At 67.0% G+C, this 17,104-nt stretch carries 15 protein-coding genes, 3 tRNA genes and 1 pseudogene; 14 read left to right on the forward strand and 5 right to left on the reverse strand.

Going from position 1 to position 17,104, the window contains the following annotated elements:
- The first annotated feature begins 106 nt into the window (after positions 1-106).
- From SX243_09955 to SX243_09970, 4 genes and pseudogenes are all read left to right on the forward strand, one after another.
- On the forward strand, positions 107-2,179 hold the full coding sequence (locus SX243_09955) for a S9 family peptidase (GenBank protein ID MDY7093283.1): 2,073 nt from the start codon (positions 107-109) through the stop codon (positions 2,177-2,179).
- Positions 2,176-3,069: a glutaminyl-peptide cyclotransferase gene (locus SX243_09960; GenBank protein ID MDY7093284.1), complete on the forward strand. Its 894-nt coding sequence runs from the start codon at positions 2,176-2,178 to the stop codon at positions 3,067-3,069. The genes SX243_09955 and SX243_09960 overlap by 4 nt, the downstream gene beginning before the upstream one ends.
- 233 nt (positions 3,070-3,302) lie before the next feature.
- Positions 3,303-3,458 (forward strand): annotated as a pseudogene (locus tag SX243_09965) (DUF4339 domain-containing protein).
- Positions 3,432-4,331, forward strand: a complete 900-nt coding sequence (locus SX243_09970; GenBank protein MDY7093285.1) for a TIGR00266 family protein — start codon at positions 3,432-3,434, stop codon at positions 4,329-4,331. Before SX243_09965 ends, SX243_09970 begins: the two are co-directional and overlap by 27 nt.
- Before the next feature lie 170 nt (positions 4,332-4,501).
- Here SX243_09970 and SX243_09975 read toward each other — a convergent pair whose 3' ends face one another.
- The gene (locus tag SX243_09975) at positions 4,502-4,789 is read right to left on the reverse strand and encodes a hypothetical protein (GenBank protein MDY7093286.1); all 288 of its coding nucleotides are present in this window, start codon (positions 4,787-4,789) and stop codon (positions 4,502-4,504) included.
- Between the two features lie 117 nt (positions 4,790-4,906).
- On the opposite strand from SX243_09975, the gene SX243_09980 reads away from it, so the two are divergent.
- From SX243_09980 to ald, 3 genes are all read left to right on the forward strand, one after another.
- Positions 4,907-4,982: transfer RNA gene (locus SX243_09980), tRNA-Gly, on the forward strand.
- Between the two features lie 102 nt (positions 4,983-5,084).
- A complete protein-coding gene (locus SX243_09985) occupies positions 5,085-5,672 on the forward strand; it encodes a polymer-forming cytoskeletal protein (protein MDY7093287.1) in 588 nt (195 codons plus the stop codon).
- A complete protein-coding gene (ald, locus tag SX243_09990; protein ID MDY7093288.1) occupies positions 5,669-6,796 on the forward strand; it encodes an alanine dehydrogenase in 1,128 nt (375 codons plus the stop codon). Before SX243_09985 ends, ald begins: the two co-directional genes overlap by 4 nt.
- A 279-nt stretch (positions 6,797-7,075) precedes the next feature.
- Here ald and SX243_09995 read toward each other — a convergent pair whose 3' ends face one another.
- The 4 genes from SX243_09995 to SX243_10010 all read right to left on the reverse strand — a co-directional run bounded on the left by SX243_09995 (position 7,076) and on the right by SX243_10010 (position 12,158).
- Entirely contained in the window at positions 7,076-8,035 is a 960-nt protein-coding gene (locus SX243_09995; protein MDY7093289.1) for an RluA family pseudouridine synthase, read from the reverse strand.
- Positions 8,036-8,066: 31 nt separating this feature from the next.
- A complete protein-coding gene (locus SX243_10000) occupies positions 8,067-8,747 on the reverse strand; it encodes a thiamine phosphate synthase (GenBank protein MDY7093290.1) in 681 nt (226 codons plus the stop codon).
- Positions 8,728-8,994: a hypothetical protein gene (locus SX243_10005; GenBank protein MDY7093291.1), complete on the reverse strand. Its 267-nt coding sequence runs from the start codon at positions 8,992-8,994 to the stop codon at positions 8,728-8,730. The genes SX243_10000 and SX243_10005 overlap by 20 nt, the downstream gene beginning before the upstream one ends.
- Positions 8,995-9,065: 71 nt before the next feature.
- Positions 9,066-12,158 (reverse strand): DUF6600 domain-containing protein, encoded by a 3,093-nt coding sequence (locus tag SX243_10010; GenBank protein ID MDY7093292.1) that lies wholly within the window; start codon positions 12,156-12,158, stop codon positions 9,066-9,068.
- 289 nt (positions 12,159-12,447) lie between these two features.
- Between SX243_10010 and SX243_10015 the strand changes: the two genes are divergently transcribed.
- The 7 genes from SX243_10015 (at position 12,448) to SX243_10045 (ending at position 16,912) form a co-directional block, all read left to right on the forward strand.
- Positions 12,448-13,317, forward strand: a complete 870-nt coding sequence (locus tag SX243_10015; protein ID MDY7093293.1) for a cyclic nucleotide-binding domain-containing protein — start codon at positions 12,448-12,450, stop codon at positions 13,315-13,317.
- A 241-nt stretch (positions 13,318-13,558) separates the two neighbouring features.
- Complete coding sequence (gene def, locus SX243_10020) at positions 13,559-14,080, forward strand: peptide deformylase (protein MDY7093294.1); 522 nt, start codon at positions 13,559-13,561, stop codon at positions 14,078-14,080.
- Positions 14,077-14,649 carry a cohesin domain-containing protein gene (locus SX243_10025; GenBank protein ID MDY7093295.1) on the forward strand — a complete coding sequence of 191 codons (573 nt, stop codon included), beginning with the start codon at positions 14,077-14,079 and terminating at the stop codon, positions 14,647-14,649. The genes def and SX243_10025 overlap by 4 nt, the downstream gene beginning before the upstream one ends.
- A 67-nt stretch (positions 14,650-14,716) precedes the next feature.
- Positions 14,717-16,138, forward strand: coding sequence for a cysteine--tRNA ligase (gene cysS / locus SX243_10030; protein MDY7093296.1), 1,422 nt, complete (start codon positions 14,717-14,719; stop codon positions 16,136-16,138).
- Positions 16,135-16,524 (forward strand): YraN family protein, encoded by a 390-nt coding sequence (locus tag SX243_10035; protein MDY7093297.1) that lies wholly within the window; start codon positions 16,135-16,137, stop codon positions 16,522-16,524. The genes cysS and SX243_10035 overlap by 4 nt, the downstream gene beginning before the upstream one ends.
- Positions 16,525-16,629: 105 nt before the next feature.
- Positions 16,630-16,704, forward strand: a tRNA-Gly gene (locus SX243_10040).
- 133 nt (positions 16,705-16,837) lie between these two features.
- Positions 16,838-16,912: transfer RNA gene (locus SX243_10045), tRNA-Cys, on the forward strand.
- Positions 16,913-17,104 lie beyond the last annotated feature (192 nt).

A 17,104-nucleotide genomic window follows, 5' to 3' on the forward strand; every position in this document is an offset into this window, starting at 1 on the left:
GAAGAGCGCTCGTCCTGCCGGTTTTCACTCAACATGCCGCGCGGAGAACCCAACTCTGCCCGAGCCTCTCCCTGAGGCTCGACCAGACCTGCGGAGGTTTGACTCGATGAATTGCAAGTTCCTGGCCCCTGGCTTCTGGCTCCTGGCGGTGCTCGCCGCCGTCGCCGTCTGTGTATCCGTACCCGCCGCCGCGTCGGGGCTCACCCCTGCGGACGTGATCCGCTTGGAGGCGGTGGAGGAGTCCGCGGTTTCTCCTGACGGCAGTCTGGTGGCCTACCTCCGGGATGTACCCCGGCATCCTCTGGAGGATGAGAACGGCACGGCCTGGCGCCAGCTCTACGTGGTGGACGGTGACGGAGAGAGCCGCCCCTTCGTGACCGGCCAGGAGCGCCTGGGGTCCATCGCCTGGACTCCCGACGGCCAGTCCATCACCTTCCTGGTCAAGCGCGGCGACGACGAGCATCGCGGTTTGTGGGCGATCCCCATCGGCGGCGGCGAGGCGCGCAAGCTCCTCAGCCACGAGGGCGACATCGCCGGTTACAGCCTCAGCCCCGACGGTGAGAAGGTCGCCTTTCTGGCGGAGGATCCGGAACCCGAAGAGCTGAAGGAGGCGCGGGAGAAGGGCTTCAACCAGATCGTCTTCGAGGAGGATTGGCGGGACGTCAAGGTGTGGATCGCCGCTCTCGGTGAGGACGCCGGAGAGCCTCGCCGGCTGGACCTTCCGGGCACCGCTTCGGAGCTCCACTGGTCCCCCAAAGGCGACCGGCTGGCGGTCGCCCTACAGCCCACCCCGGCGGTGGACGACGAATACACCAGCCGCAAGGTCAAGCTCGTTTCCGCCACCGGCGAGGTGCTCGCCGGGGTGGACAACCCGGGCAAGCTGGGGCGCGTCGCCTGGAGCCCCGATGGCAAGCGCCTGGCGATGCTGTCGGCGGCGGATGAGAACGATCCCAGCGATGGGCGGCTGGCCTTGGTGGACGCTGCCAGTGGCGCCATGACCTACCTGATGCCGGGCCTCGAGGGTGATTTCGTGGACTTCGTCTGGAAGAACGACCAGACCCTGCTGGCGGTGGTCGCCGAGAGCGTCGAGCACGCCGTCTGGGAGGTCTCCGTAGGCGGTGACCACAGCGTCGTGGTCGCCGGCGGCGAGGGCTGTTGGGACTCCATCGAGATCGGTGCCGACGGCTCCACCGTCGCTCTCACCGGGGACACCGCCGCCCATCCCTCGGAGCTCTACCTGCTGGCCACAGACGGTCCCCGCCGCCTGACTCATCACAACCCCTGGCTGGCGGAGCGCGAGCTGGCGCCTCAGGAGGCGTTCAGCTATGAAGCCCGAGACGGCAAGACCATCGAGGGAATCCTGATCCGTCCCTTGGGCGGGGCGGACGGGGAGCGCTTCCCGCTGATCAACGACGTCCACGGCGGCCCCGAATCCCACTACTGCAACGGCTGGCTGACCTCCTATTCGCGGCTGGGCCAGATGGCGGCGGCCGAGGGCATGGGGGTGGCGCTGATCAACTACCGCGGCAGCACCGGCCGCGGCGTGGCCTTCGCCAAGGAGCACCAGGGCGACCCCGCGGGCAAGGAGTTCGACGATCTGGTGGACGGCGTCGACTACCTGGTGGAGCGCGGCCTGGTGGACAAGGATCGGGTGGGCATCATGGGCGGCTCCTACGGCGGTTTCGCCACCGCCTGGGGAGCTACCTACTACACCGAGCGCTACGCCGCCGGGGTGATGTTCGTAGGCATCTCCAACAATCTGTCCAAGGCCTTCAACACCGATATCCCGGAGGAGATGGTCCTGGTGCACCAGCGCCGGCGGGTTTGGGACGACTGGCAGTTCTTCCTCGAGCGCAGCCCCATCTACCACGCTCAAAAGGGAGAGACGCCGCTGCTCATCGCCCACGGTGACTCCGACGAGCGGGTCCATCCGGAGCAATCTCTGGAGCTCTATCGAGCCCTCAAGATCGCCGGCAACGCGCCGGTGCGCCACGTCGTCTATCCCGGTGAGCCCCACGGCAACCGCAAGGCGGCGGCGCGGCTGGACTACACCCTGCGGGCGCTGCGCTGGTTCAAGCACTATCTGGCGCCCGGTGATCAGCGGGACGCGGAGCTTCCGGACTGGCGCCTGGACTATGCCGGTGCCCTCGGGATGTCCGACGAGGAGCCCGAGGGTTGAGTCCCCGGGGCCGGCTGCTCTTGGGAGGGTTGGCGGTGGCGGCCCTCGCCGGCGCCGTCATGCTCCTGAGCCCGGCCGGCTCCGAGACAGTGGAAGAGCCCGGGGAACGGTCGACGGCATCCCGACAGCAGACAGCAGTAGCCTCCTCGAAAGCCTCCACGAGGGCTTCCGAAAGGGCCGCTACGCCGGCCCCCGTCGAGCGGCTGCGGGTGCGCGCCGTGGCCGAGTACCCCCACGACCCCGGTGCCTACACCCAGGGGCTGCTGTGGCACGGCGGGGAACTCTACGAGAGCACCGGCCTCCACGGCCGCTCTTCGGTGCGGCGGGTGAATCTGAAGACCGGCCAGTTAGAGCACCGCTTCGCCTTGGCGGAGCATCTCTTCGGCGAAGGATTGGCGCTGGTGGGGGAGCGCCTCTTCCTGCTCACCTGGCAGGCCGAGACGGGCTTTATCCTCGACCGCGAAAGCTTTGAGGAGATCGGACGCTTCTCCTATCGGGGCGAGGGCTGGGGACTATGTTACGACGGTGAGCGGCTGATCTTCTCCGACGGCCAGGCTCGACTGCGCTTTTTCGATCCGGAGGGCTTTGCTCCCCTCGGGGAGATGCCGGTGACGTTGGAGGGGCGCCCCCAGCGCGGCCTCAACGAGCTCGAATGCGTCGACGGCATGGTCTACGCCAACATTTACGGCGCCGACAGCCTGGTGCGCATCGATCCCCGGGACGGCCGGGTCACCGGCGTCATCGACGCCTCCGGCCTTCTCGATCCCCGGGCCCGGGCCGCGGCGGAAGTCCTCAACGGCATCGCCTACCGCCCGGAGACCGGCACCTGGCTGCTGACGGGTAAATTGTGGCCCAAGGTCTTCGAGGTGCTCTTCGAGCCGATCCCGTGAAGCCGATCCCGTGAAGCCGATCCCGTGAAGCCGATTCCGTGAGAGGCCGCCGTGAAACGCGGGCCGGTGCCGGGCCGTAGTCTTCATAGGATTCGAAGCAGGCCCACTACCTCGAGGGCGCCGACCTCGGATTGGAAGCGGTTTTGTCGCTGAGGGCCGGGGTGGGGTAGCCTACTGGGGTATGCAAATCTAGCTAGAAAACATCTTGGATACATACAAGGAGAGATCGTCTGATGAGTGAAGGTCAGGTCTGGTACGTCGCAGTGCAGGGACAGCAGCAGGGCCCGTTCACGTTGGAGGATGTGGTCGCCGGGCTGCGGGAGGGACGTTACGACCGCAGCACCCACGTCTTCCGGCAGGGAATGGACGGCTGGAGCACCATCGGTGACCGGGACGAATTCGCCGGGGCCTTGGGCACCGCCGTGGCACCGCCGCCGCCTCCGTCCACCGCCCACCGTACCTCCCACGAGATCGACTACGAGCTCTTTGGCTCCGAGATGCAATTTGTCGAGATCACCCTCGATCCCCAGGAAGCGTGCATCGCAGAAGCCGGCGGCATGATGTACATGGACCCGGGGATCAAGATGGAGACCATCTTCGGTGACGGCTCCGCCAAGAGCGACGGCGGCGGCCTGATGGGCAAATTCCTCGGCGCCGGCAAGCGCCTGCTCACCGGCGAGTCGCTGTTCATGACCATCTTCGCCAACGTCGGTCATCAGCGCCAGAAGGTAGCCTTCGCGTCGCCCTACCCGGGCAAGATCCTGGCCATCGATCTGTCGGACCACAACGGCAGCCTGCTGTGCCAGAAGGATGCCTTCCTGGCCGCCGCCAAGGGCATCTCCGTGGGCATTGCCCTGCAGCGCAAGCTCGGCGCCGGCTTCTTCGGTGGCGAAGGCTTCATCCTGCAGAAGCTGGAGGGGGACGGCCTGAGCTTCGTCCACGCCGGCGGTACGATTCTGAGCCGCGATCTGGAGCCCGGCGAGAGCCTTCGGGTGGACACCGGCTGCATCGTCGCCTTCGAGGAGCGAGTGAACTACGACATCCAATTCGTCGGCGGCATCAAGACCGCCGTCTTCGGCGGTGAGGGTCTGTTCTACGCCACCCTCACCGGCCCGGGGCGCATCTGGCTCCAGAGCCTGCCGTTCAGCCGTCTCGCCGGCCGCGTCTTCGCCGCCGCTCCCCAGACCGGCGGCCGCCGCAAGGGCGAGGGCTCGATCCTCGACGCCGTCGGCGGCCTGGGGAACCTCCTCGACGGCGACTGATCCTGGAGGCCTGGGCACGGTGGCCGGCCGAGCGTCGGGTCGGCCACCGGCATTGCGTTCAGGTCAGCTGACTAGAAGCTGAGCGGACTTGCAGGTTGAGGAGCAAGCGGTTCGGGCAGGGGAGAGGGGACGGCCTCGGCCGGGGGAAAGAGGATCCGCCGGGTAAGGGCTTAGCCTACTGGGGCTTCGACTTTGAGCATGCGCGCCCAGGCGGCGCGAAGGTTTTCCGGTAGGTCTAGATCCGGGAAGATCTCGCGGACTTCGTCTCGGCTTACATAAGCCCAGATGTCTTCCCATTGGGCATAGCGAAGCAGGTGAGAGATGGCCCAGGCTCGCCGCTCTTGATCCTCGCCGGCAAGGATCTCTTGCAGCTCTTCCTCGGTGATCTCTTGCTCCGGGAAAAAGTACAGCGGGCTCTGGCTCTTTTTGCTTCCGTTGTCGGTACTCGTTGGTCTCATGGTCACCTGCCAGTATAGCTTGCCGATTCGGTTTGGCAAGGGCGTGTTGAACCGGGAAGATGCCCTTGACCGGCGCTGAGAGCATGCGCTAAGTTCCACCCGATAGCGATTTACTGAGCGGGCATAACTCAGCTGGTAGAGTGCAAGCTTCCCAAGCTTGATGTCGCGGGTTCGAGTCCCGTTGCCCGCTCCATGTTCTTCTTCGCCTCTCCAGACTTTCCAGGAGAGCCTGGGCTTGGCTTTGGCCGAGATCTGGGTGAACTGCCAATTGACCCGAATACGGAGCTCTTCTCCGATGGCCATTTTTCGCCGCGACAATCCCAGCCCCGAATCATCCACCCCTCCCAGACCCCGACCGCCTCGAGACGTTCCCAGCCCGGCAGCGCGCAAGGGCCCGACCCACATCGCCGCCGGATCCCGGGTCGTTGGGGAGATCACCGGCGACACCGAGGTGTTGGTGGACGGTCAGCTCGAAGGGCGGATTCAGCTCGATAGCTCCGTCACCATCGGCCGGGAAGGGCAGGTGAAGGGAGAGGTCGAGGCGATGGCGGTGCGCATCGAGGGGACGGTGCACGGCAACGTCCGGGGCCGGGAGCGGGTCGAGGTTCTCGCCACCGGTTCGCTGGAAGGGGATATCTCCGCGGCCCGGGTGGTGATCGCCGAGGGCGCTTTCTTCAAGGGGGGCGTTGATATGAACAGCGCCGGCCGGTCGTCGGCCCCGAAGGGAAGCTCCGGTGGTGGCCAAGCTGCGGGCAGTGGCGGGTCGGATAGCCAGGCCCAGAAGAAGCAGGCCCAGAAGCCCGGCGACGACAGCGGAGCTTCCGGGGGAGCGAATAAAGGGAGTAGCAGCACCGGCGGTGGAGCCAGAAAGGGCAAGGCATGAGGGTTGGAATCCCCAAGGAAGTCAAGGATCACGAGTATCGCGTCGGTTTGATCCCCGCGGCGGTGCACGCCCTGGTGGACGCCGGTCACGAGGTCTTCGTCCAGGCCGGGGCCGGTCTCGGCAGCGACATCAGCGATCACGAGTACGAGGAGGTCGGCGCTTCGATCCTCCCCACTGCCGACGCCGTCTGGGAGCGGGCGGAGATGGTGGTCAAGGTCAAGGAGCCGGTGGAGGAGGAGTTTTCCCGGATGCAGGAGGGGCAAACCCTCTTCACTTATCTCCACCTGGCGCCCCTGACGGAGCTCACCGACGTGCTGCTGGAGCGCAAGGTCACCGGTATCGCCTACGAGACCATCACCGACCGCCACGGCCATCTGCCGCTGCTGGTGCCCATGTCGGAGGTGGCGGGGCGCATGGCGGTGCTGGTGGGCGCCAACTTCCTCAAGCGCACCACCGGGGGCCGCGGCACGCTGCTCTGCGGCGTTCCGGGAGTGCCGCCGGGGGATGTGATCATCATCGGCGGCGGCATCGTGGGCCTCAACTCCGCCCGCATCGCCCTGGGCTTCGGCGCCCGGGTCACCATCCTGGAGACCAACCTGGAACGCATGCGCTGGATCGACGACGTCTTCGACGGTCAGATCACCACCCTGGCGAGCAACCATCACAATATTCGCGCAGCTCTGTCCCGGGCGGACTTGCTCATCGGCGCGGTGCTGATCCCCGGCCGCTCGGCGCCCAAGCTGATCACCCGCGAGATGATGCACGTGATGAAGAAGGGAGCGGTGGCGGTGGACGTGGCGGTGGATCAGGGCGGTTGCTTCGAGACCACCCGGCCCACCACCCATTCGAATCCCACCTATGTCGAGGAGGGCGTGGTGCACTACTGCGTCACCAACATGCCCGGCGCCGTGCCCCGTACCTCCACCTTCGCCCTCAACAACGCCACCATGCCCTACGCCCTGGCGCTGGCCAACAAGGGAGTGGAGAAGGCGGTGAGCGAGGACATCGGCCTGCGCAACGGCGTCAACACCTACCAGGGCGAGATCACCTGCGCGCCGGTGGCCGAATCCCAGGACCGCCGCTACCGGGCCCTCGAGGACATGATCGAGTTCACGGTCAGCTGATCTCGTCTTGGTTCGTTTGCCGATGGACTTGCACGGGAGGTTGCGATCCGAGCCCCGCCCCGGGATCAATCCCGGGGCTACCCAGGACGCCGCCGGATGAATCCGGCTCCCAGAATCTCTATCGACCGATCTCGCGCTCCGGAGCCGGCAGAGCCGGCGGAAACTGAGTAGCCCGGGGATTGGATCCCCGGGCGAAGGTGCCGAGACCACAGGCATTTCCTGCTGCATCGGCTCTTTTCAGATTCTCCCTTTCATTCCCGCAAAGGCAAGAGACAACATTCACTTCTCACCAGTCGGCCACGGCTCCTCCGATACCTTCTCCCACAGCTGCAAAAGATCTTCCGGCACCGGGGCTTCCCAGTGCCGGGGAGAGCCATCCTCAGGATGAGCCAAGCCGAGCTTCCAGGCGTGGAGGGCGGGGCGGGGGAAGGTGCGTAGTGCGGCCCGGGCACGGCCCGTGATCCCCTTCCAGCGCCGCTCGCCGTAGGTGGGGTCGCCCACCAGGGGGTGGCCGATGCTCTTCAGGTGGACTCGGATCTGATGGGTGCGGCCGGTGCCCAGGTCGACCTCCAATAGGGCGACGCCGTTGGCCGCCGCCAGGGTGCGATAGTCCGTCAGGGCCGGGCGCCCGCCGGGGCGTACCGTCATCTCCTTGCGGCGCTGGGGATGGCGGCCCAAAGCAGTCTCGATGCGCCCGCTGCCCTCGGCAGGCTTGCCGTAGACCAGCGCCAGGTAGGTCTTGTCGACCTGCCGCTCGGCGAAGGCCTGGCTGAGGGCGCGGTAGGCGGCGGCGGTGCGGGCCACCACCATGACGCCGGTGGTGCCCTGGTCCAGGCGATGGACGATGCCCGGCCGCCCGGGGCCACCGACCCCCGCCATCTCCGGATAGCGGGCCAAGAGCCGGTGGGCGAGGGTGCCGGTGGTTTGGCCGGCGCCGGGGTGCACCACCAGACCGGCGGGCTTGTTGAGCACCACCAGCCACGAATCCTCGTAGAGCACCTCCAGCGCGCCCTCTTCCGGCTCGATGCGCTCCTCCGTCGGCTCCGGCGGCGTGCAATCCACCTTCTGGCCCACCTCCAGGGCCTGGGACACCTTGGCCGCCGGCTGCCCGTCCACCGTCACCAAGCCGTCTCGGATCCAGCGTTGGACTTGATTGCGCGGTTCCTCGAGAGCGCGGCTGAGAAAGCGGTCCAGGCGCTCTCCGGCCTGGTCCGCGATGCGCTGGACGGGTTCGGTCACGGGATCGATTCTGCTGAGGTCCGGCGGACGATCAGCCGCGGCGGAAGAGGGGAGCGTGGCTCAGCGCCTGGCGCCGCTGCTCGGGATCCTGAAACATGCGAATGGCGGCAGCACCGTGGGCGCCGGCCTCGGCGAGCTCTGACAGCCGTTCGGCGTTGACACCGCCCAGGGCGTAGACCGCCAAGCCTTCCGCCGGATGCCCCGGTTGGGTGGTCTCCAAGGCCTGGAGCAGTCCCGCGAGACCCGGTGGCGGGCCGAAGGGAGCCTTGCTGGGGGTTGGGTAGACGGGGCCGAAGAAGACATAGTCGGCTCCGCTCTCGGCGGCGTCGGCGACCTCGCCGGCGTGGTGGGTGGAGGCGCCGAGGATGATCTCCGCACCATGGCTCTCGCGCAGCCGGAGCAGCCGCGACGACGGGGATTCGGGGCCGGAGGCCAGGTGGATGCCGTCGCAACCGGTGGCCCGCGCCACCGCCAGCAGGGCCTCCTCCTCCGGCAACATCGCTCCGTGGAGCAGCACCACCGCCGGGGGTGCCAGGCATTGTCGGGCGAAGGAGGCCAGCTCGTAGAGCTCCCTCTCGGCGAGGTGCTTCTCCCGCAGCAACAAGCCCCGGACGCCGTCCTTCGCGATCTCCTCCAACCAGGCTTCCGGGGTCCTGCCCTGGAGGCTGCGGAGGTCACTGATGGCCAATAATTCAGGAAGCGCTTTCGCCATGATCGAGCTCCCGTCGGCTGAGTAGCAAGTAAAGGTCGTGGATTCCCCACACGAAGTGCACCAGGCCAAAGCCGGCCACGGCGGCACGGAAGTGGGGCAGCTGGAGGAAGGGGAAGAAGGGGTATTGAGCGAACTCGAGCACCAGGCGATCCCAGACTCGGCTCCACGGGATGACCACCAGCAAGATGCCGGCGGTCATGCAGTACTGAACGAAGAGAAAACGCAGAAGCGGTGCGAAGCGGTGCATCCCGTGAATTCTATTCGATCCCCGAGATGCTTGCCGCCCCACACCGCCAGCGGGCCTAGAAGGTCAAAGCGCTACGGAGCGCCACCCCCACCTCCGCTGCGCCGCTGGGCGCGGCCGGAAGCCTTGCGGGACGAGCCGCCGCCCCGCGAGGAGGATTTCGCCGACGACCGCGAGCGGCTCCCGGAGGAGCTGCGGGCGGACGACCGCGATGAAGACCTGCTCGAAGAGCTACGGGCGGACGACCTCGACGAAGATCTTCCGGAGGAGCTCCTGGCGGAGGACCGGGAGCGGCCCGAGGAGGAGCTACTGGCCGAGGATCTCGACCGAGACGGCGCCGAGCTTCTGGCGGAAGACCGGGAGCGGCTCGGCGACGAGCTGCTGGCCGAGGACCGCGACCGAGACGGTGCCGAGCTTCGAGCCGACGACCGGGACCGGCTGGGCGCAGAGCGATTGGCCGAGGATCTCGACCGAGACGGCGCGGAGCTCCTGGTGGAGGACCGGGAACGGCTCGGTGCCGAGCTTCTGGCCGAGGACCGTGACCGAGACGGTGCCGAGCTTCGAGCCGACGACCGGGACCGGCTCGATGAAGAGCTGCTGGCAGAGGATCGGGATCGGCTGGGCGCAGAGCTCCGAGCGGACGGCTGGGAGCGCTGGCGCTGGGGTGCGCTGCGGGTCGAGCTCGACGACCGGCGGCTGGTCGTACCCCGGGACGCCGAGCTGGACCGCTGACGGGATGGTGCGCTGCGGGTGGTCGCCGAGGATCGGGAACGGCTCGGCGACGCGCCGCGGGCGGAGCTACCCCGGGACGAATCCGCCCAAGGGCGGACCGTCTCGGGGCGGCGGGTGGAAGAGCGGCTGCTCTGGTTCGAGCGTCCGCCATCGTCGTCCCGGGAGCGGGCACTGTCCCGAGCCCGGGAACGGGAAGCCGGCGGCGGAGTGGTGGGGCGCTCGGTGCGCTGGCGCGGCTGAGCCTTCTTGGGCTCGCTCTCCCGGCGCTGAGGTTGCTCGCGGGCACTGCTGCCGCGGGAGCTTTCCCGTGCACTGGAACCTTCCCGCGCACTGGAACTCTCGCGACCGCTGTCTCTGGAGCTTTCCCGCGCGCTGGAGCTCTCTCGACCGTTGTCTCGGGAGCTTTCTCTGGCGCTGGAGCTCTCCCGGGCAGTGCCGGAGTCGGAGCGCCGGGCCGGCGCCCGCGACACCTCGCCGCTGCGGTCGGAGGAGCGCGAGCGATCTGCGCTGTCCTCCCGGCTCGCCGGCGTGCCGCTGCCGCTGCGGGCGCGGTCGCTGGGCCGGACGGTGCTGGGTCGGCCTCGATCCGACCGACTCACGTCGGAGCGACCCTCGTCCGGCCGGGAGGTCTCTGGCCGGGTGGCTTCCGGCCGGGTGGCTTCCGGCCGGCTGGGCGTCGGCCGAGCGGTGTCGGTGCGACGGCCGGTGCTGCGAGTCACGCTGCCGGAGTCGGCTCGGCCGCGGCTGCTTTCACCGCCGGTGGCCACGCCGTTGTTCGGGGCGCCAGTGCGGGCACCGTCGCGGGAGTCCACCCGCTGGCGCTGCACCGTGCCGGCGGAGCCCGGGCTGGCAGAACCGGCACCGGTACGACCGCTGTCGGTGGCTCGGCGAGCCTCGGCGGGGACACCGTTGCCGCGCCGCGAGCTCTCCGTCACCACCGGTAGGGGATCCCGCACCCGACGCTGGACCTCCGGCGTCAGCCGCGGCTCGCGGGCGATGTAGGAGGTGACGTCCGGCAGATCTTCGACACCCCGGCGATCCCGTTCCTGAGCCAGCAGGACGTCGCGCACATCGCGATCATTGCGCCAGTGGTCCGGGTCGAGACGGCGGGTGTCGGTGGTGATGATGCCTCGGGGCACCTCGCGCCAGCCGGTGTGACGGCGCAGCGAGCGGCCGGTGTAGTGATGATTCCACTGCCGGCGATGGCCCAGGTAGCGCGTCGGGCAGAAGTACCAGTCATAGAACGGATCCCAGCTACCGCCGGCCCAGCCGTAGACTCCCCAGCCGAGGCCGAAGCGGCTACCGTAGCGTCCGCGGTAGTAGCTCACGTAGAGGCCGCTGGGGATCCATCCGGCATAGCCGTCTCCCCAATACCAGTGCACATAGGCGGGGGAGAAGCGATTGCCCGGGAACCACACCCAGCCGTGCAGGTCCAGATAGTCCCAATAACCGTAGTGGTAGGGCACCGCACCCCAGGGCTCGTAGGAGACCCAGTAGAGACCGGCGGGGGTGTGGGTCCAGCGGCCCTTCCAATACGGGCGCCAATCCCCGGAGTAGCGCGGGCGCCAACCATAGCGGCCGTCGACCCGCAGCCACTTGCCGTGGTCATCCAGGCCGGAGGCGGCGTAGCGCAGGTCTTCGTCGACGTAGGGCAGCTCGTCCACCGCTCGGTAGAGGTCGTCGCCCCAGCGTTCGAGGCCGTCCAGCGGACCGGCTCGGACGAGCTCCGTGCGCGGACTGCGGCGGCCTTCGACGCTCGCTTCCTCGCCGCTACGGACCACCAGGGAGCCCCGGTTCGCCACCACCTCGGCGTAGCCTTCCCGCACCACCAACGCCGACCAATCGTCGGTGCCGGCGGTGAGCCGGTAGTTGCCCGCCTTGTGGAGATAGATGGTGCTGTTGCCGGTGTAGAAGCGCGGTAGCTCATCGCCCAGGGCGTCGTCCGCCACCACCAGCTGCAAGTTGCCCTGGCGCAGATTCAGGATGGTCACCCGATCCTCGCTGGCCGGCGAGTAGGCGATGGCCTCGAAGGAGACCTCGGTATCGCCGTCCAGGCGCAGCAGGTTGTAATCCGAGAGCACGATCTCCAGCCGCGCTCCGGGGGAGGTGTAGACGCGGTCTCCGGAGAGCACCGGCTGGTGGACTTCCACCTCCTGGCGCTCTCCGTCACCTCCCTGGAAGAGGGTGGCGTTGCCCTCCACTTCCTTGAAGTAGCTGTAGCCGGTGTCGTAGCCTGTGGGCTCGGTGTTCTCCTCGGTGGGATACACCGCCTCCGCCAGGGCCGGATTCGGCAGTGCCACCAGCGATAGGGCCATCAGCGATAGGGCCAGAGCGCAGAACGCCAAAAGGGCGGAGCCCTGGTTCGCTCGGAGAGGGAGAATCGCCGGAGCGTGACGCCCGGGGTTTCTCGAGGTGTTGTGGTTGTGCCATCTCATGATCGTGAACCTCCTTGCCCTGCGGGTTGGTTGGCCGCCCGCAAAGTCTATCTGCCCTAATAGAGTTGCAAGGGCTGTACCAAGGACGTCACCGCGCCTTCTTACGAGTTTTGACTATAATTCAGTAGCGATAGCGTCCTCCGATGATCACACTTCGGTCCCGGGTCGCCGTCCTCAAAAGGTGACGAAGACGAGCCCGGGGCAGCGCTTCGGCCTCAGAATTCAGCGCAGAGCCTTCGAGGAACGCTCGCAGCCCCGACGAAGAACCCAGGCCCCCCCAGGAGCTCCAGTGGTTCTCAAGAAGCTTTTTGGATCCCGAAAGTCCGCCGACGATCAGGACTACACCATCGACGATCTCATCGTCCTCGAACGCTACGACGAGGCCGAGGGGAAGCTGCATGCCCGGCTCAAGAATCATCCCAAAGATCTGCGGTCGCACTTGAAGCTGGCGGAGGTCTACCTGGAGCAGAAGCAGGTCCAGAAGGCAGTGGATCAATACGTCTTCGTCGCCGAGGAATACGCCTCCGACGGCTTTTTCGACAAGGGCGTCGCTCTGCTGCAAAAGGTCTATCGGATGGTTCCCATGAACGAGGAGCTACCGCTGAAGATCGAGCGCATTCGTCAGCGCAAGCGCCTCGAGCAGGTGCGGGAGAGCGCCATGGCGGGGCTTCAGGAGGGGCTAGGGGACTCGGTGGAGGCGGGCAGCTCGGTGATCGAGCTTCAAGGCCTGTGGAATCAGCTGGTGCGCAGCTCGGTGGTGCGTCTGCTCGACGGTGGCCAGCTGCACCGGCTGTTTGCCTCCATGAGCTTGGATCATCTGGATCCGGGGACGGTGGTGGCGGAGCCGGGTTCGGCGGAATCCAAGCTGGTACTGCTGGTCCGGGGGCAAATGGAGGCTCGGGCGGTGGTGGACGGGGAGGAGATCCAGATGCGCCTCTTCGGTCCCGGGGACATCGTCGGGGAGTCGACGTTGCTGGCCCAGGAGCCTTGGCCCGCGCGCTACGTGATCATCGAGCCCGCGGTAACGCTGCAGCTGGAACGGGCCAAGCTCGAAGGGCTGCTGACGGGCAATCCGGATCCCAAGCGGTTGCTGAACGCTCTGCGGGACCAGCGGTCCGACGATCTGGTGCGCGAAGCGGTGCTCAAGCTCAAAGGATAGCTTCCCGAACCCCAATAGGGCCCCTTGGGGCTTTTCACCTTCAGCAGCATGTAGGGGCGGACAGCGCCCGCTTCTCCCTGATACCCTACCCGCTTTGAGGCGTGGATCGGAGGCATCGAACGGGCTGGCCTTTCCGGCCTTCCTTGTCAAGTCCCGGCCGTTCCTCGACGCACGACGCCGTACACCGTTCTCGGGGCGCTGGGTCCCGGGGCGAGGCTGCGGTGGTGATCCGGAGGTTTCCATGGCCTTGCTGCCCATCCGCATCTTTCCCGACCCGGTGCTCCGGGTGAAGTGCCCGCCGGTGGAGCGCTTCGATGAAGAGCTCCAGCAGCTGGTGAAGGACATGACCCAGACCATGCACGAAGCCCCAGGGGTCGGCCTGGCGGCGCCTCAGGTGGGCATCGAGCAGCGGCTGGCGCTGGTGGATTTGTCGGTGGGGGAGGATCCGGAGCAACTCTTCGTCTTCGTCAATCCGGTGATCTTGGAGGAGGATGGGAAGGACACGGCGGTGGAAGGCTGCCTGTCCATCCCCAACATCACCGACAAGGTGACCCGCCCCTACCGCATCAAGGTCGCCGCCCAGAATCTCGAGGGAGAAGCCTTCGAGATGGAGGCGGAGGATTGGCTGGCTCGCGCCATCTGCCACGAAGTCGACCACCTCGACGGTGTGCTCTTCGTCGATTATTTGCGCGGCCTGCGCCGAGAGCGAGTCAAGCGTCAGCTCAAGAAGCTCAGTCGTCAGCCCCAGGAGGTGTCCCGTTGAAGCGTAGCTCCCCATTTTCGATCAGCCTGATCGCCCTGCTCGTCCTCATCCTCGTTTCCGCGGCCTGCGGAGGCGGCGGTGGGGGAGGCGGCGGTGGTGGTGGCGGCGGGCCCACCCCACCCTCGGCGAGCCTGACCTTCTCGCCTTCCAGCACCTCCGCCATCAACAGCATCACGCTGACTCGCACCAACGCCAGCAACACCGAGCTGTTGTTGGAGCTGCGAGCCAACAGCGTCGACGGGCTCTACGGCCTGTCCTTCGACCTCGACTTCCCGAGCAATCTGCTGCGCTTCGAGGACGCCATGGAGGGCGCGTTCCTGGCTTCCGGCGGCGTGCAGACCTCGTTTCAGGTGCAGGAGTCTCCGGCGGGCAACCTGGTGGTCGGCTTGACCCGGCTGGGTGCCGCCGGCGGCATCGGCGGCAGCGGAGACCTCATGACCCTGCGCTTCACCGCCGTGGGCTCGGGCTCCGGCTCGCTCACGTTCGCCGCCAGCCAGGCCTTTGACAATCAGGGCCTGGGGCTACCGGGAGTCGCCTTCGGCGGCGGTACGGTCCAGGTTCAGCTGTGATCACCGGCCCTGCAGCGGGCCGCTTTGTTCTTGCATCCGCTGAGTGCGGACGATGGGGGAGAGAGGCGTGAAACAACCGGTTTTCTACAACACCATGGGGCGCAAACTCGAGCCTTTCGAGCCCCTCACCGAGGGTCAGGTGCGGCTCTACACCTGTGGCCCCACGGTCTACAACACGGTGCACATCGGCAATCTCCGCACCTTCCTCTTCGAGGATCTGCTGCGCCGTGCCCTGCGCTACCTGGGCTACGACGTGCAGCAGGTGATGAACCTCACCGACGTCGACGACAAGACCATCCGCGGCGCCCAGGAGCAGGGCGTCGAGCTGGACGAGTTCACCGCTCCTCACATCCAGAGTTTCTTCGAGGACCTGGACACCCTGGGGATGGAGCGGGCGGAGGAGTATCCGCGGGCCACGGAGCACGTGGAGCAGATGATCTCCATGATCGAGCAGCTCGTCGAGCGAGGCCACGCCTACGAGAAGGACGGCTCGGTGTGGTTCCGCATCGGCTCCGACGACGACTACGGCCGGCTCTCGGGCTTCGACCTGGATCAGGTGCGCCAGGGGGAGCGGGTGGCCAGCGACGAGTACGAAAAGGACGACGTCCGGGACTTCGTGCTGTGGAAGGGCGCCAAGGAAGGGGAGCCGAGTTGGGATTCCCCCTGGGGCCCGGGACGCCCGGGATGGCATATCGAGTGCTCCGCCATGAGCATGGAGTATCTCGGCGAGAGCTTCGACATCCACTGCGGCGGCGTCGACAACATCTTCCCCCACCACGAGAACGAGATCGCCCAGAGCGAGTGCGCCACCGGCGAGACTTTCTCCCGCTATTGGCTGCACTCGGAGCATCTCATCGTCGACGGCGAGAAGATGTCGAAGTCCCTGGGGAATTTCTACACCCTCCGGGAGCTGCTGGAGAAGGGCGTCGATCCGCGGGCCCTGCGCTATCTCTTCCTGTCGGTGCACTACCGCCAGAAGCTCAACTTCACCTTCGACTCCCTCGGCGCCGCCTCCGCAGCCCTCAAACGCCTCGACGAGCTCCGATTCCGCCTGGAGCATGCCCAAGAGCAGGGTCCCTCCCGTCCGGCGGTGCAGGAGGCCTGTGAGGAGCTCCTGGAGCGCTTCGGCGACGCCCTGGCGGACGACCTCAACATGTCCCGTGCCCTCGCGGAGCTCTTCGGATTCTTGAAGCGCATCAACCGCGCCATCGAGGACAAGCAGATGGGTGAGGGTGACGCCGCCCGGGCCCAGGGAGCCTTGGCGGAGGTGGACACGGTGCTGGGGGTTCTGGACCCGGCCAAATGGCCCGCTGTCGGCGAGGCAGCCTCCGGCCCCTCCGACGAGGAGATCCAATCTCTCGTCGACCAACGCACCGAAGCCCGCGCCGCCAAAGACTTCGCCACCGCCGACGAGCTCCGCGCTCGCCTCGACGAGCTGGGAATCATCTTGAAGGACGGCCCCGACGGGACGGTCTGGCGGCGGGGATGAGCCCCTCCCGCCGCCACTTCCAAAATCAACCCCACAACCGCGCCCGGGGCGCCGCGGCGGAGGAGGAGGCGCGGCGGTATTTGGTGCGGCAGGGCTACGAGATCGTCGCCTCCAACGCCGTCACCAAGGTCGGGGAGATCGACGTCGTGGCCCTCGATGGTGACACCCTCTGCTTCGTCGAGGTCAAGGCCCGGGCCAGTTTCGACTTCGGCCCCGCCATCGCTGCCGTCAACCCGCACAAACAACGCCGCCTGGCCCGCGCCGCCGCCCTCTACCTGGCCCTCAACCCCCACGACGGCCCTTGCCGCTTCGATGTCGTCGGTCTCGACCCCGCTCCCGACGGCTGGGAGATCACCCTTCTGCGCAACGCGTTCGAGATCGGTTGAGCCCTTGATTCTCAGGACTTTCTTGGGACTTTCGGGGATCTGGGAAAAGACCGCCGGAGCGCTTGACAGGCCGGTGACGACTTGGCTATCCTTTCGCCTCCGCGAGCGGGAATAGCTCAGCGGTAGAGCACAACCTTGCCAAGGTTGGGGTCGCGGGTTCGAACCCCGTTTCCCGCTCCATTGACAGTCTAGCCAACACGCTCGGTGTCTCTCCGGCCCCGTACCGCGTGCTAAGATATAGGGGCCGCGCAAGCGGCCTCTTTTGCCGTCCGGCAAGTCGGTCCCGCCGACTTCCCATCGGCAGTTCAGCTTTGGCGACGTAGCCAAGTGGCCAGGCGAAGGTCTGCAAAACCTTTATACGCGGGTTCGAATCCCGCCGTCGCCTCCAAAGCTTTTCTCTCTCCTTTTGCCTCTACCCCCCACCTTCTCCGTATCTTTGTCTGAGCCCTGCTCGGTAGGTCCTCGCTGCGTCCATTGCCATTTTTCTCGGGCATTGGACCGGCGTGCCCATAGCTGGAAGTAGGAAGAGTGAATACGAAGCGCCCGCGGAGCTGGGTTCTTCAAACCTGCTCCGCGGGCG

The organism is Acidobacteriota bacterium (assembly GCA_034211275.1).
In the GTDB taxonomy this organism is placed as follows: Bacteria; Acidobacteriota; Thermoanaerobaculia; order Multivoradales; family JAHZIX01; genus JAGQSE01.